Annotated in this window: 3 protein-coding genes; all 3 read right to left on the bottom strand. The window is 74.3% G+C overall.

From position 1 onward, the window contains the following. Positions 1-131 precede the first annotated feature (131 nt). Genes ABZW30_RS21390 through ABZW30_RS21380 form a run of 3 tightly spaced genes read right to left on the bottom strand, consistent with a single transcriptional unit; the run spans position 132 to position 16464 of the window. On the bottom strand, positions 132-1412 hold the full coding sequence (locus tag ABZW30_RS21390) for an MFS transporter (protein WP_355672721.1): 1281 nt from the start codon (positions 1410-1412) through the stop codon (positions 132-134). After that, the gene (locus tag ABZW30_RS21385; RefSeq protein WP_355672720.1) at positions 1409-8557 is read right to left on the bottom strand and encodes an amino acid adenylation domain-containing protein; all 7149 of its coding nucleotides are present in this window, start codon (positions 8555-8557) and stop codon (positions 1409-1411) included. Before ABZW30_RS21385 ends, ABZW30_RS21390 begins: the two co-directional genes overlap by 4 nt. 38 nt (positions 8558-8595) lie before the next feature. Continuing rightward, the gene (locus tag ABZW30_RS21380) at positions 8596-16464 is read right to left on the bottom strand and encodes an amino acid adenylation domain-containing protein (protein ID WP_355672719.1); all 7869 of its coding nucleotides are present in this window, start codon (positions 16462-16464) and stop codon (positions 8596-8598) included. Between the last annotated feature and the right edge of the window lie 19 nt (positions 16465-16483).

The raw sequence follows: 16483 nt of genomic DNA, 5'->3' as shown, positions 1-16483 counted from the left end.
GAGGGTGCCGGCCCTCAGGGTCGCGCCCGGCGTCCTGTCCGCCAAAAGCGCCTGGATGTCGTCCTGAAGGGCCGGCACCGGGTCCGCCTCGTACGCCGAGATCAGTGGTGAAAGGCGCCTTTCGCCTCGCCTCACGGCACCGGCAGTTCCCGTCGGGTGCGCAGGGGGCCGGTGAGGAGGAGCAGGGCGCAGAGCGCGTTGCCCGTGTACAGGAGCCACAGGGCGTCCCGGACGCCGAGGACGGTGCCCAGGGTTCCGCCGAGGAGGCTGCCGATCGGAATCGTCCCGTACATCACGAAGCGGATGCTGGAGCTGACCCTGCCGAGCATGTCCGGGGGGCAGTAGGCCTGGCGGAAGCTCACGATGATCACATTTCCGGCGACGACCCCGGTCATCAGGCAGAAGTCTCCGACCAGGAAGGCCAGCAGGCCCGTGCCGTCCGTGGTGAGCGGGATCAGCAGTCCGAACGGGCCGCTGCAGAAGGCGCAGAGGATGACCGCCCTGGCGGTGCCGAACCGGCGGGCCAGGCGGGGCGAGATCACCGCGCCCAGGACACCGCCGAGGCCGGTCAGGGCGATCAGGACGCCGATGACGCCGCCGCCGGCGCCGACCGTTCGACTGAGGAAGACGATCGCCAGGCACTGGGCGCCGGCCAGGAACAGGTTCATCGCCGCGTCGCACGCCAGGATCGTCCGCAGGAACGGGTCCCGGCCGAGGAACACGATGCCCTCCCGGATCTCGGCGGCCAGGGACCGGTCGGCTCCCGCCCGCTCCTCGTGGCCGGGCGGGCTCTCCCGGGCGCGGATCCGGGTGAGGAGCACGGCCGAGATCAGAAAGCTCAGGCCGTCGGCGAGGAAACCCAGGGCCGCGTTCGCCGTCTGGGCCAGCACGCCGCCCGCCCCCGGGGCCACGACCTCGGCGGCGGACTCGCTGGTCTGGAGCTTGGCGTTGCCGTCCGCCAGTTCCTCCTGTGGCAGGAGGGCGGGGACGTACGCGCTGTAGGCCGCGCGGAAGAACACGTCGGCGGTGCCGGACAGGAGTGCGACGAGAAGGACTTGACCGGTCGCGAGGAGACCCAGCCAGTCCGCCGCCGTCAGGGAGAGCATCAGTACCGCCGACACCGTGTTGCACACGATCATCACCGGTCGGCGTCGCATCCGGTCCGTCCAGGCTCCTACGGGCAGGCCGATCAGGAGCCACGGCACCCAGGCCGCCGCGCCCAGCAGGCCCATGGTGAAGGAGTCGGCGTTCAGGGTGTTCACCGCGATCAGCGGCAGGAGCACGCGGGTGGTCGCGCTGCCGAACTGGCTGACGGACTCGCCGGCCCACAGGAGGCGGAAGTCGCGGCGGCGCAGGGCGCGGGGTGTCGTACTCGTCGTCACACTCGTCGTCGTGCTCGTCGTCGTGCTCATCGGCGGACCACGCCTTCGCACACGAGCGCGGCGATCTGCGAGGCCGGCTTCGCGGCCATCATCTCGCCGTGCGTGCACGGTGCCTCGTGGTGGTCGATGCGGCCCGAGGTGTAGGGCTGCCAGGTCCCGGGCCCCGGTGCGTCGACCTCGTGCGCGGCGCCGACGAGCGTGAGGTCGCCCCGGAAGACACCCGGACGATGGGCCGCGGCCAGCGTGTCGTGATGGACGTACGCCTCCCCCAGCGCGGCGATGGTCCCCTCGTCGAAGGCCGCCAGCGGGCCGTCCGCCGCCCGGGCCACCCGGACGAGGTCGGCGAGGGTCATCGGAGCGGGCCCCGTTGCGCAGGACGGCTCCTGTGCCGGGTAGCCGAGCGAGTCCAGCAGGTCCCGCAGGGGGTCCGCCGCGGCCGTCCCGGTCTGTGGCCGCGTCTCGGTGGCCGGGTAGCCGTCCAGGAGCACGAGGTGCGCCACGTCCTCACCGTCCGTCTGGAGCCGCACCGCCACCGCGTGGGCGACCAGCGCGCCGAACGACCAGCCCAGGAGGTGGTAGGGGCCGCTCGGCTGGACCGTGCGGATCAAGGTGGCGTAGTCGTCGGCCATCTCCGCGACGCTCGCGGGCCGCGCCCCCGGCTCACCGAGACCACGGGCCTGCAGCGCGTGGACGGGCCGGTCCGGGTCGAGGTGGTCGAGGAGGGCCCGGTACACCCAGCCGGTGCCGGCGCCCGGGTGGACGCAGAACAGGGCGGGCGCGCCGTCGGCGCCGGACCGCAGGGTGACCAGGGGTGCCAGCGCGTCGTCCGTACCGCCGGGCTCCGTGGTGCCACGCTCCGGTACGCGGGCGGCGAGGCCCGCGACGGTGGGGGCCGCGAAGAGGTCCTGGACACCCAGGTCCTCGCCGAGGGCGTCCCGGACACGGGACATCAGCCGAGCGGCCAGCAGGGAATGGCCTCCGAGGTCGAAGAAGCCGTCGTCGGCGCCGACGGCGTCGTGGGGCAGGCCCAGCGCTTCGGCGAACAGGCCCGCGAGGACCTCCTCCCGCCGGGTCAGGGGTGCCCGACGCGCCGCTCCCGCCGTGTGGGTCGGATCCGGTGCGGGCAGCGCCGTCCGGTCGAGCTTGTCGTGGGGCGTGCGCGGGAACGCGTCGAGCACGACGACCGCGGACGGGACCATGTGGGCCGGCAGGGCCTCGGCCACGTGGGCGCGCAGCGCTGAGGGCTCCACCGCGGCACCGTCCTGACCCGGGACCACGTACCCGACCAGCCGCTTGCCGCCGCCCGGACCGTCGGACCGTAGGGTCACGGCGGCCTGGGCGATGCCCGGGGCGGCTGCGAGCACCGCCTCGACCTCACCGAGTTCGACGCGGAAACCACGGATCTTCACCTGGTCGTCGGTGCGGCCGAGGTACTCCAGCCGCCCTTCGCGGTCCCAGCGCACCAGGTCGCCCGTGCGGTACATCCGGGCGCCCTCCTCGAACGGGCACGCCACGAACCGCTGGGCCGTCAGCCCAGGCCTGCGGTGGTAGCCCCGTGCCAGTCCGGCGCCCGCGAGGTACAGCTCGCCCCGCACGCCCGGCGCCACCGGGCGCAGCTCCGCGTCCAGGACGTACGCGCGGGTGTTGGCGACGGGGCCGCCCACCAGGGGACGTTCGCTGCGGGCCGTGTCCCACCACAGGGCGTCGACCGTGCACTCGGTGGGGCCGTAGAGGTTGTGGCAGAGCATCCCCGGTGTGGCGCGCAGGCGGCTCCAGAGCTGTTCGTCGGCTGCTTCGCCGCCGATGAGCAGCATGCGTGGCGGGGCGTCGAGCAGGCCTTCCGCCACCAGTTGGGCGGCGTGGGTGGGGGTCACGTCGACGACGTCGAGGGCTGAGTCGCCGATGTACCGGACGAAGGCTGCGGCGTCACGTCGGACGTCGTCGCTCATGAGGTGCAGTTCGTGCCCGGCGACCATCCACATCAGGGCGTCCCAGGAGGCGTCGAACGACAGGGAGGCGGTGAGTGCCACGCGCAACTTCCTTGCGTCGTCGGCTCGTTCCGCTGCGGGGATGGTGTGGGCGCGGTGGAAGGCGTGGAGGTTGCGCAGGGCCGCGTGGTCGACGACGACGCCCTTGGGGCGGCCCGTGGATCCGGAGGTGTACACCAGGTACGCGGAGTCGGCGGGGCGGGGCACGCGGGCGGGGCTCTCGCAGGACTCGGCCGCGTTCGCGTTCTCGTCGTCGACGAGGAGGAGGGGGATGTGCGGGGCGGCGTCCAGCGGGAGCCGGTGGATGGTTTCGCGGTCGCTGACGAGGAGCGCCGGGGCGCAGTCCGCCAGGATGTGGGCGATCCGCTCGGCGGGGTGGTCCGTGTCGACGAACACGAACGCCGCGCCCGTCTTGAGGACGGCCAGCAGGGCGCACACGGCCACGGGCGTGCGGGGCAGGGCGAGCGCGACCACCTGCTCGGGGCCCGCGCCGGCCCGTGCGAGGCGGTGGGCCAGGCGGTTCGACCGGGCGTCGAGGTCGGCGAAGGTGATCTTCGTGGCGCCGTGCACGAGGGCGGTGGCCTGCGGGGTGCGGGCGCACTGGGCCTCGAACAGTTCGGGGAGGGTGGCGGACGGCACCGGCAGCGCGGTGTCGTTCCACTCCGTCAGCAGGCGCTGCCGGTCGGCCCGCGTCAGGGGGTCGGCCGCGCCGACGGGCCGGCCCGGGTGGGTCGCGAGCAGGCGGAGCACCCGTTCCAGGGCGGCGGCGATGTCCTGGGCCGTGGCGTGGTCGAACAGTTCGGCCGCGTACTCCAGGAAGCCGCCGATCCCGGCGGGGGTGCCGTCGGCGGCACGGCGCTCCTGGACGTCGACGGTCAGGTCGAACTGTGCGACGTCGAAGCGGAAGGGTTCACTGCGGACGTCGAGCCCGGCGAGTTCCAGCGCGGCGTCGGCACCGTCCTGCACCTGGAGCAGGACCTGGAAGAGGGGGTGGCGGGCGAGGGAGCGCTCGGGGTTGAGCGCCTCGACGACCCGCTCGAAGGGGACGTCCTGGTTCTCGTACGCGACGAGGTCGGCCTCGCGTACGCGGTGGAGGAGTTCGCCGAACGTGGGATCGCCGGAGACGTCGGTGCGCAGGACCAGGGTGTTGACGAAGAAACCGACCAGGTCGTCCAGTGCCTCGTCCGGGCGGCCGGCGACCGGAGTGCCGATCGGGATGTCGGTGCCCGCACCGAGGCGGGACAGGAGAACGGCCAGGCCCGCCTGGAGGACCATGAACAGCGTGCAGCCGTGTTCCCGGGCCAGGCCCAGCAGACGGGCGTGGAGGTCGGCGTCCAGTTCCACCGGCACCGAGCCGCCCGCGAAGGTCGCCGTCGCCGGCCGGGGCCGGTCGCAGGGCAGGGCGAGTTCCGCCGGTGATGCGGTCAGCTCCTGCCGCCAGAAGGAGAGCTGACGCGAGATCAGACTCTCCGGGTCGTCCTCCTCCCCCAGGACCTGCCGCTGCCACAGGGTGTAGTCCGCGTACTGCACCGGAAGCGGCGACCAGTCGGGGCCGTGCCCCTCGGTCCGGGCCCGGTAGGCGTCGGCCACGTCGCGGAAGAGGGGGCCCCAGGACCAGCCGTCGAGTGCGATGTGGTGGACCACCAGCACCAGCACCCACTCGTCCGCGCCGACGGCCAGCAGCGCCGCGCGTACGGGCGGGCGCCCGGCCAGGTCGAAGGGACGGGCCACCAGGGCGTCGAGGGCCTCGGCGGTACCCTCGGGGCCGCACCGCACGACGTCGAGGGGCACCGCGACGTCGGTCGGCAGCACCTGCTGGTAGGGCTCGCCGTCCTGCTCCCGGAACACCGTCCGCAGTCCTTCGTGGCGGGCGACGACGTCGGCGAGGGCCCGGGACAGCGCGTCGGTGTCCAGCCGGCCGCGCAGCCGCAGGGCGAACGGGCAGTGGTAGCCGGTGCCCTGGCCCGCGCGGTTCAGGAACCACAGGCGGCGCTGAGCCGGCGACAGGGGCAGGGTGTCCGGGCGGTCCGGGGCCGGGGTCAGGGCCGGGCGGGCGTGGCCCGGGCCGTCGAGGTCGCCGAGGCGGGCGGCGAGCCCGGCCACGGTGGGGTGCTGGAAGAGGTCCCGGATGCCGAGGTCGCCGCCGAGGGTCGCACGGATGCGGGAGAGCAGGCGAGTGGCCAGCAGGGAGTGTCCGCCGAGGTCGAAGAAGCCGTCGTCGGCGCCGACGGCGGACAGGCCGAGCACCTGCGCGAAGAGTTCCGCCAGGATCTCCTCGCGGGGGCCGCGGGGCGGCCGCGAGGAGGTCTGCGCGGTGAAGTCCGGTGCGGGCAGCGCGGCGCGGTCCAGCTTCCCGTTGCGGTTCATCGGGAGCGTCTCCAGTGCCACGATGGCCGAGGGGACCAGGTGGTCGGGCAGGCCGGCGGCGAGCCGCTTGCGCAGGGCGCCGGCCTCCACGGTGCGGCCTGCGGTCGCGGTCACGTACGCCACCAGGCGCTTGCCGCCGGGGCCGGTGTCCCGGGCGATCACCGCGGCTTGGGCCACCTCGGGGCAGCCGCGCAGCGCGGCCTCCACCTCGCCGGGTTCGATCCGGAAGCCCCGGATCTTGACCTGGTCGTCCGCGCGTCCCAGGTATTCGAGGCGGCCCTCGCGGTCCCAGCGGACCAGGTCACCCGTGCGGTACATGCGGCCGCCGGCCTCGAAGGGGCAGGCGACGAAGCGCCCTGCGGTGAGCGAGGGGCGGTTGAGGTAGCCGCGGGCCAGGCTCGGACCGGCCAGGTACAGCTCGCCGGGTACGCCGGGGGCGACGGGGCGCAGCCGGTCGTCGAGCACATAGGCGCGGGTGTTGGCGATCGGGCGTCCCACCAGCGGCTGCTCGCTGTGGGCCGCGTCCCACCACAGGGTGTCGACGCTGCACTCGGTGGGGCCGTAGAGGTTGTGGCACAGCATCCCGTCGGCCTCGCGGACCCGGGTCCACAGGGCCGCGCCCGCCGCCTCACCGCCCAGCAGCAGCACCTGGGGTCGGTGCGCGGGGTCGTCCAGCAGGCCCTCCTCGACCAGTTGCTCGGCGTAGGTCGGGGTGACGTCGAGGGCGTCGATGCCTTCGCGGGCGATGTGCCGGACCAGGGCGGCGGCGTCGCGGCGGGTGTCGTCGTCGATCAGGTGGAGTTCGTGGCCCGCGACCATCCAGAGCAGGCCCTCCCAGGAGGTGTCGAAGGAGAGCGCGGCGGTGAGTGCCATGCGCATCCTGCGGCCGTCGCCGATCTCCTGCGCGCGGGAGATGACGCCGGCTCGGTGGAAGGCGTACAGGTTGCGCAGTCCGGCGTGGTCGATCACCACGCCCTTGGGTTCGCCGGTGGATCCGGAGGTGTGGATGACGTAGGCGGCGCTGTGGGGGTGGATCTCGCGACCGAGGGGTGTGTCCGGGAAGTGGCCGGGGGCGTCGGCGAGGACGTGGGCGGCGCCGGTGTCGGGGAGGGTCGCCGTGGTGGCGAGGTCCGTGACGACGGTGGTCGTGGTGCGCAGCAGGCGGGCGATGCGCTCCGGCGGGTAGTCGGTGTCGACCGGGACGAACGCGGCGCCGGCCTTGAGCACGGCGAGGAGTGCGATCACCGAGGCGGCGGAGCGGGGCAGGGCCAGGGCGACGAGGTGCTCGGGGCCGACCCCGTGGTCGGCGAGGCGGTGCGCCAGGCTGTTGGCGCGTGCGTCGAGTTCGGCGAAGCTCAGGGCCGTGTCCTGGAAGACCAGGGCGGTTGCGTCGGGGGTGCGGGCGGCCTGCGCCTCGAACAGCTCCGGGAGGGTCTGCGGGGGGACGGGGGCCGCGGTGTCGTTCCAGTGGGTCAGGACCTGCTCGCGCTGCTCGGCGGAGAGGGGGTCGACGTGGGAGAGCGGCGCGCCGGGGTCGGCGGCCAGGCGCTCCAGCACGCGGGCGATCCCGGCCGCCAGGTCCGCGGCCGTCTCGCGGTCGAAGAGGTCCGTCGCGTACTCGAGTGCTCCGGTGACCCCGGCCGGGGCGCCGTCGCTGCCCGTCTGCTCGTGGAAGTCCACCGTCAGGTCGAACTTGGCGATGTCCCAGCCGACCGGTTGCTCGGCGCAGTGCGTGCCGGGCAGGGTGAACGCCGGGCCTTGTCCGCTCTCCAGCGTCATCATCACCTGGAAGAGGGGGTGGCGGGCGAGGGAGCGCTCGGGGTTGAGCGCCTCGACGACCCGCTCGAAGGGGACGTCCTGGTTCTCGTACGCGACGAGGTCGGCTTCGCGTACGCGGTGGAGGAGTTCGGTGAAGGTGGGGTCGCCGGACATGTCGGTACGCAGGACCAGGGTGTTGACGAAGAAACCGACGAGGTCGTCGAGTGCTTCGTCCGAGCGGCCCGCGACGACCGTGCCGACGGGGATGTCGGTGCCCGCGCCGAGGCGGGACAGGAGGACGGCGAGGCCGGCCTGGAGCACCATGAACAGGGTGCAGCCGTGTTCCCGTGCCAGGTCGAGCAGCCGTGCGTGCAGTTCGGCGTGCAGCGTGACGGGGAAGGAGCCGCCCGCGAAGCTCGCCACGGCCGGCCGGGGCCGGTCGTGGGGCAGGGCGAGTTCCGCGGGGGATCCTGCCAGCTCCTCCTTCCAGAAGTCGAGTTGGCGGGTGATCAGGCTGTCGGGGTCGTCGTCCTCCCCCAGGACCTGCCGTTGCCAGAGCGTGTAGTCGGTGTACTGCACCGGCAGCGGCTCGAAGTCGGGCTTGCGGCCCTCGCGCCGGGCCGCGTAGGCGGCGGCCAGGTCGCCGAGCAGCGGCCCCCACGACCAGCCGTCCGTCGCGATGTGGTGCACGACCAGCAGCAGCACCCACTGGTCGCCGCCCAGCTCGAACAGCTCTGCCCGGAGCGGGAGTTCGGTGGTGAGATCGAAGACGTGCCCGGCCTCCTCGGCGAGGGCGGTCGCGAGGTTCGCCTCCGTTGTCCGGGTGACCCGGAGGTGCGGGAGGTGGTCCGACACCTGCTGTACGGGTTCTCCGTCGACCTCGGGGAACACGGTTCGCAGCACGTGGTGGCGGGCGGCGAGGTCGCCGAGCGCCGCGCTGAGGGCGGCCGCGTCGAGCGGGCCGTGCAGCCGGGTGGCCAGCGGGCAGTTGTAGGCCGAGCCGGTCTCGCCCATCTGGTTGAGGAACCACAGCCGCCGCTGGGCGAACGAAACGGGAAACACAGGACCTCCTGGGACGTGCGGGTGTGCGACGGGCGGGTTCAGGACTTCGCGGGGCGCAGCGCGGGGCGTGCCAGGGGCGCGTCGTCCAGCCGGGCGGCGGTCATAGCCGGTGTGGGGTTCTGGAACAGGTCGCGGATCTTCAGCTCGCGGCCCAGCTCCGCCCGGATCCGGCTGATGAGGCGGGTCACCAGCAGCGAGTGGCCGCCGAGGGCGAAGAAGTTGTCGTCGGGGCCGACCGACTCCTTGCCGAGCACCTGCGCGTACAGTTCGCGGACCCGCTGTTCGGTCCCGTCGCCGGTGTCCGGTGCGGCCGCGTTCTCGGACGGCCGGTCCTGGGCGGGGTGCGACGGTCGCGCGAGCGCGCCCACCGGCTGCCCGGGGCCGGCCGCGAGGTGCCGCAGGAGGGCGGCCAGGTCCTGCGCCATCCGCTCGGCGGTTCGGTGGTCGAACAGTTCTGTGGCGTAGGTGAGTTCGCCCACGAGGCCGAGCGGGCTACCGTCCGCCGCGCGCTGTTCGCCGAGGTCGACGCCCAGGTCGAACTTCGACACCTGCCACTCGACGGGGTGCGCCTGTGCGTCGAGGCCCGCCAGGCGGGGCAGGGCAGGGGGCTCGTTCTGCACCTGGAGCAGCACCTGGAAGAGGGGGTGGCGGGCCAGGGAGCGTTCGGGGTTGAGGTCGACCACGACCCGTTCGAAGGGCACGTCCTGGTGCTCGTACGCGGCGAGGTCGGTCTCGCGCACCCGGTGCAGGAGGTCGGTGAAGGTGGGATCGCCGGAGACGTCGGTGCGCAGCACGAGGGTGTTGACGAAGAAGCCGACGAGGTCGTCGAGTGCTTCGTCCGAGCGGCCCGCGACCACGGTGCCGATGGGGATGTCGGTGCCCGCGCCGAGGCGCGCCAGCAGCACCGCGAGGCCGGCCTGGAGCACCATGAACAGGGTGCAGCCGTGCTGCCGGGCCAGTTCCAGCAGGCGGGCGTGGAGGTCCGCGTCGAGCTCCACCGGGACGGAGCCGCCCGCGAAGCTCGCCACGGCCGGCCGGGGCCGGTCGTGGGGCAGGGCCAGTTCGGCCGGGGCGTCGGCCAGTTCCTTCCTCCAGAAGGTCAGTTGGCGACGGATCAGGCTGTTCGGGTCGTGCTCGTCCCCGAGCAGTTCGCGTTGCCACAGGGTGTAGTCGGTGTACTGCGCCGGGAGCGGCTCGAAGTCGGGCGCGCGGCCTTCCCGCCGGGCCGCGTAGGCGGTCGCCAGGTCGCCCAGCAGGGGCGCCCAGGACCAGCCGTCGGTGGCGATGTGGTGCACCACCAGCACCAGCACCCATGCGTCGCCGCCCAGTTCGAACAGCCGGGCGTGCAGGGGAAGGTCCTGCGCGAGGTCGAAGTGGTGGCCCGCCGCCTCGCGTACGGCCCTGGGCAGGTCCGCCTCGGTGAGGCGATCGCACTGCAGCGTCACCGGTGCCTGCGCCGCGGTGCGCAGCCGGATCCGGGGTTCCCCGTCGATCTCGTCGAACAGGGTCCGCAGCACGTCGTGGCGGGCGGTGAGATCGCCGAGTGCCGCGTTCAGGGCGGCCACGTCCAGCGGTCCGTGCAGCCGGTAGGCGAAGGGGACGTTGTGGTCCGCGGACTGCTCCTGCGCCTGCTGGGCGAACCACAGCCGGTGCTGGGCGAAGGACAGCGGGGGCTCCTGCGCGCACGGTGTCCGGCGCAGTGCCGGCCGGGCCTGCCCGGCGCGGCCCGCCAGCTCGGCCAGCGCGGCGACGGTCTGCGCCCGGAAGACGTCCCGCAGCGACAGTTCGACGCCCAGGGCCGTGCGGACGCGGCTGACCAGCCTGGTCGCGAGCAGGGAGTGGCCGCCCAGGTCGAAGAAGCCGGCGTCGGCGGCGACGGTGTCGAGGTCCAGGAGCTCGGCGAAAAGACCCGCCAGGATCTCCTCCCGGGGCGTGCGCGGCGGGCGGCCGCCTGCGGTGGACGGCGCGGGTTCGGGCAGGGCCCGGTAGTCCACCTTGCCGTTGGCGGTCAGCGGCAGGTCGTCCAGGACGACGATGTGCGCGGGGATCATGTAGTCCGGCAGCAGGCCGGCGAGCCGGGCGCGCACCTCGGACCGGGAGAGTGCGCCGACCACGTAGCCGACCAGCCGCTTCTCGCCGTCCCCGGCCGCCCTGGCGGTGACCACGGCCTGGCGTACGCCCGGGCAGGCGGCGAGCGCGGCCTCGACCTCGCCCGGCTCGACCCGGAAGCCGCGGACCTTCACCTGCTCGTCGGCGCGGCCGAGGAATTCCAGCAGGCCGTCCGTCCGCAGGCGGGCCAGGTCGCCGGTGCGGTACATCCGGGTCCCGGGTGCGCCGAAGGGGTCGGCGACGAAGCGCTGTGCGGTCGTTGCCGGCCGCCGGTGGTAGCCGCGCGCCACTCCGGCACCGGCGACGTACAGCTCGCCGGGGGTGCCGGGCGGCACTGGGCGCAGCCGGTCGTCGAGCACGTAGACGCGGGTGCCGTCCAGCGGCCGGCCGATCGGCACCGGGCCGTCGGCGTGGCCGGTGACGAGGTGGGAGGTCGCGCAGAGGGTCACCTCGGTCGGGCCGTACAGGTGGCGGATGGCCGTGGCCGGGCAGGCCTCCTGCACCGCCCGTACCGCGGCGGGACTGACCACGTCGCCGCCGGTCAGCACCTCGCGCACGGTGGCCAGGATGCCGGGGTGCTCCTCGGCGACCACCCGGAACAGTCCGGCGGTGAGGTGGACGGCCGTGATCCGCTCGTCGCGGATGAGTGCGCCGAGTGCGGCGACGGTGAGTTCGCCCTCGGGGGCGACGACCACCTGCCAGCCGGACAGGAGTGCCACCCACAGCTCGTAGTCGGCGATGTCGAAGGCGTGCGGGGCGTGGAACAGCACGCGCTGGGGTCCGCCGGTGTGCCAGCCGCGGTCCGCCACCAGGTCCAGGAGGTCCCGGTGGGTGACGGCGACGCCCTTGGGCTCGCCGGTGGAGCCCGAGGTGTGCATGAGGTAGGCCAGCTGGTCGGGTCGGCACCGCGCCGGCAGGGCGGCGGGGTCACTGTCGCCGGTTCCGGCCGGGCCGTCGGCCTCGGCTCCGCTCACGAGGACGGTCTGCCCGCAGCCGAGTCCCAGCCGGTGGAACCGCTCGTCCACCAGGAGGACCGGGCAGCCGGCGTCGTCGAGAATCCGCTGGATGCGCGTGGCGGGGTGGCCGGTGTGCAGCGGCACGTACGCGCCGCCGGCCTTGAGGACGGCCAGCATCGCCACGACCACGTCGGGGGAACGCTCCATCAGCACGCCGACCGGGGTCTCGGTGCCGACACCGATCCGGGTCAGCCGGTGTGCGAGCCGGTTCGCGCGCTCGTCGAGCTCGCGGTACGTCAGCTCGACCGGTCCGGCCTTGAGCGCGACGTCGTCAGGGGTGCGGGCCGCCTGGCGGGTGAACGCCAGGTGGACTCCCCCGGGGGTATCCGGGCGCGACGGCGAGGCGGCCGGCCGCTCCCCGACCAGCCGGGTGTGCTCCCCGGGCAGCAGCAGCTCCAGCTCCGACACCCGTGCGCGCGGCCGGGAGACCACCGACTCCAGGACCGTGCGCAGCCGTGCGCCGAGTGTGCGGACGGTGTCGCGGTCGAAGAGCTCGGTGCGGTACTTGGCCACGGCGCGCAGCCCGCCCGCCCGGCCGCTCTCCTCGGTGAACTGGAACGCGAGGTCGAACTCGGCCTCGGTGACGTCGACTTCCTCGGTGTCGGCGGTGAGCCCGGCCAGCTCGACGGCGGCCGTGGACGCCACGCGCCGCAGGGTCAGCGCCACCTGGAAGAGGGGGTGACGGGCCAGCGAGCGGCGCGGGTTGACCGCCTCGACGACCTGTTCGAAGGGCGCGTCCTGGTGGGCGAACGCGGCCAGGTCGGTCTCCCGTACCCGGTGCAGCAGCCCGCCGAAGGCGGGGTCGCCCGAGACGTCGGTGCGCAGGACCAGGGTGTTGACGAAGAAGCCGACCAGGTCGTCCAGCGCCTCGTCCGAGCGGCCTGCGGCCACCGTTCCCACCGGGATGTCCGTGCCCGCGCCGAGGCGGGACAGCAGCACCGCGAGCGCCGCCTGGAGCACCATGAACAGGGTGCAGCCGTGTTCCCGTGCCAGCGCTTCGAGCTCGCCGGTGAGCGCGGCGTCCAGGTCGAAGGCGACCGCGTCGCCTGCCGGGCTCGCCACCGCCGGGCGGGGGCGGTCGGTGGGCAGGGCCAGCTCCTCGGGCAGCCCGGACAGCGCCTCGCGCCAGTAGGCGAGCTGTTCCTCCCCCACGTCCTCCAGCAGGTCCCGCTGCCAGAGCGTGTAGTCGGCGTACTGCACCGGCAGCGGTGCGCGGTCCGGCTCCCGGCCCTCCCGCCGGGTCGCGTACGCCGCCGCGAGGTCGCCGAGCAGCGGCCCCCAGGACTCGCCGTCGGTGGCGATGTGGTGGAGCGCCAGGACCAGGGTGTGCTCGTCGGGTCCGCCCGTCAGCAGCGCGGCGCGGACCGGGGCGGCCGCGGCCAGGTCGAAGGCGCGGCCCGCGACCTCGGCGACGTCGGCCCGGGCGGCGTCGAGGACCTCCAGCTCCAACGGGGCTTCGGGCAGCACGCGCTGGCACGGCTCGCCGCCCACCTCCGGGTAGACGGTGCGCAGGATCTCGTGCCGTTCGGCGAGGTCGACCAGCGCCGCGCGCAGCGCGGGCACGTCGACCGGGCCGCTGAGCCGGGCGGCCACCGCGCTGTGGTAGGCGGGGTTCGGCCCGTCGAGGCGGTCGAGGAACCACAGCCGCCGCTGGGCGGCGGACAGCGGCAGCCGGGCGGGGCGCTGCGCGGGCCGCAGCGCCGGGCGGGCGCCGCCCGCGCCGTCGAGGCGGGCGGCGAGGCCCGCGACCGTGGGGGTGTTGAAGACCTCGCGGACCCCCAGTTCCACGCCGAGGGCGCCGCGCACCTGGGTCACCAGACGCATGGCCAGCAGGGAGTGGCCTCCCAGGTCGAAGAAGTCGTCGTCCACGCCGACTTCGGGCAGGCCCAGCACCGCGGCGAACAGGCCCGCCAGGACCTCCTCGTGGGCGGTGCGCCCGGTGCGGCCGCCCGCGCGGTGGCCGGGTGCGGGCAGGGCCCGCCGGTCGAGCTTCCCGTTCGGCGTCACCGGCAGGGCGTCGAGGACGACCACCGCCGGCACCATGTGCTCCGGCAGCACGGCGGCCAGGGCGCGGCGCAGCGCGGCGGGCGTCGGGTCGGCGCCCGTGGCGGGCACCACGTAGGCGACCAGCCGCGGATCGCCCGGCCGGTCCTCGCGGACGACGACGGCCGCGTGGGCGACGCCGTCGCAGCCCGCGGCGGCGTTCTGCACCTCGCCGAGCTCGATCCGGAAGCCGCGGATCTTCACCTGGTCGTCGGTGCGTCCCAGGTATTCCAGGACACCGTCCGGGCGCCAGCGCACCAGGTCACCGGTGCGGTACATGCGCTCGCCCGGCGCGAAGGGGCAGGCCACGAACCGCTCGGCGGTCAGGCCGGGTCGGCCGAGGTAGCCGCGTGCCAGCTGGACGCCGGCCAGGTAGAGCTCACCGGCCGTGCCGGGCGCGGCCGGTTCGAGCCGGCCGTCGAGCACGTACGCGCGGGTGTTGGCGGCGGGGCGTCCGATCGGGACGGGGCCGGGGCCGGGCCGGCAGGCCCAGAGGGTGACGTCGACGGCGGCCTCGGTCGGGCCGTAGAGGTTGTGGAGCTCGGTGTCCGGGAGGGTACGGAAGAACGTCTCCTGGGTGTGGGGGGAGAGCGCTTCGCCGCTGCTGATCACCCGGCGCAGCGAGCGGGCCCGCGACGCGTCCGGCCCGCTCAGGAACGCGTCCAGCATGGACGGCACGAAGTGCGCGGTGGTGACGGACTCGCGTTCGATCAGCTCGGCCAGGTAGGACGGGTCCTGGTGGCCGTCGGGCCGGGCCACCACCAGGGTGGCGCCGGTCAGCAGCGGCCAGAAGAACTCCCACACCGACACGTCGAAGCCGCACGGCGTCTTCTGCAGTACCCGGTCGTCGGGACCGAGCCGGTAGGTGCGCTGCATCCACTCCAGCCGGTTGACGATGGCCTCGTGGGAGACGAGGGCGCCCTTGGGGCGGCCGGTGGAGCCCGAGGTGAAGATGGCGTAGGCGGGGTGGCGGGGGTCGAGGGCGGGCCTGGGAGCGGCCTTGGCCTCGGGGAGCGGGGCGTCCAGTCGCAGGGTCGGCGTCCCCGGCGCCTGCCAGCCGGAACTCAGCAGCAGTGCCGGAGCGGCGTCCGCCATGATGCCGAGGTTGCGGGCCGCGGGCTGGCCGAGGTCGACGGGCAGGTACGCGGCGCCGGCCTTGAGCACGGCGCACAGGGCGACGATCAGGTCCAGGGAGCGCGGCAGCGCGACCGCGACCAGGCTCTCGGGCCCGATGCCGCGGGCGGTCAGCACGGACGCCAGGCGGCCGGCGCGCTCGTCCAGCGCGCGGTAGCTCAGCTGCTGCCCCTCGAAGACGACGGCGGTGGCCTCGGGGGTGCGGGCGACCTGGGCCTCGATCAGTTCGGGCAGGGCTCGGGCGGGGAAGTCGGCGGCGGTGTCGTTCCAGTCCACGAGGACGCGGCCCCGCTCCTGGGCGGTGAGGGCGTCGAGGGCGCTGACCGGGGCGTCGGGGTCGGCCGCCCACCGCTCCAGCAGCCGCACCAGCCGGGCGCCGAGTTCCGCCGTCCGCTCCCGGTCGAGCAGTTCGGGGTGGTGGCTGAGCCTGAGCCCGAGTGAGGCGCCCGGCTCGACCACCAGGGTGAGCGGGAAGTGCGTAGTGTCCCGGAACCGGATCCGCGCGTCCAGGTCGACGCCCGGCAGGTCGAGCGCGTAGTCGCTCATCGGGAAGTTCTCGAAGACCAGGTTCGTGTCGAAGAGGGCGGCCGGGGAGCCGGCCAGGCGCTGGAGCTCGGTCAGTCCGAGGTGGTCGTGGTCGGCCAGGTCGGCGCGCTGGTGCTGCAGCGCCCGGCACGTCTCGCGCAGCGGGGCGGAGCCGTCGATCCGGGCGCGGACCGGCACGGTGTTGATGAGCATGCCGATCATCTGGTCGGAGCCTGCCAGTTCCGCGGGCCGGCCGCTGACCGTGCAGCCGAACACCACGTCGTCGTGGCCGGTGCTGCGCGCGAGCAGGACGGCCCAGGCGCCCTGGATCACGCTGGTGAGCAGCAGGCCGCACTCCCGGGCCCGGGCGGTCAGGGCCGCCGTCTGCTGCTCGCTCAGCTGCAGGACCACGTCCTCGGGAGTGGCCCCGGGCGACACCTGGCCGCCCGGAGCGAGCCGGGTGGGCTGGTCGAGACCGGCCAGTGCGGTGCGCCAGGCCTGCTCGGCCGCCGGGCGGTCGCGCTGCGCCAGGTGGGTCAGGTAGGTGCGGTACGGCCGGACGGGCGGCAGTTCGCCGTTCCCGTAGAGGGTGAACAGTTCGCGGAAGAGCAGTCCGAACGACCAGCCGTCCAGGAGCAGGTGATGGGCGGTCACCAGGAGCCGGTGCCGTGTGGCACCGAGCCTGACGAGGGTGAAGCGCAGCAGCGGCGGGCGGCGGCTGTCCACGCCCAGGGCCCAGTCCTGCTCGGTCAGTTCGGCGGCGCGGGCCTCGGCGGCCGGCGCGTCCAGGCCGCCGAGGTCGTGCTCCTGCCAGGCCAGCGGCATGTCGCGGCGGACCACCTGGACGGGGTCGCCGTTCCTGCGGTGCGTGAAGGCGACCCGGAGGTTGGCGTGGCGGCGCAGCAGGGCGTCGGCGGCCTCCTTGAGCCGGGCCGGGTCGAGCGCGCCGTCCAGGTCGACCCTGAACTGCGCGATGTAGAGGTGCTTCGACTCCGGGTCGTATCCGGAGTGGAAGAGCATGCCCTCCTGCAGCGGGGAGAGCGGCAGGACGTCCTCGATCGCCGGCTGGCTGGTGTTCATCGGCTGGATTCGCTTTCTG

Source organism: Kitasatospora sp. NPDC004669 (assembly GCF_040609455.1).
Classification (GTDB): Bacteria; Actinomycetota; Actinomycetes; order Streptomycetales; family Streptomycetaceae; genus Kitasatospora.
This window is presented reverse-complemented; position numbering and strand designations above follow the sequence as displayed.

Excerpts from the sequence above, each read along its gene's own strand:
- ABZW30_RS21390 (WP_355672721.1), bottom strand. The coding sequence starts at position 1,412 with ATGAGCACGACGACGAGCACGACGACGAGTGTGACGACGAGTACGACA.
- ABZW30_RS21380 (WP_355672719.1), bottom strand. The coding sequence starts at position 16,464 with ATGAACACCAGCCAGCCGGCGATCGAGGACGTCCTGCCGCTCTCCCCG.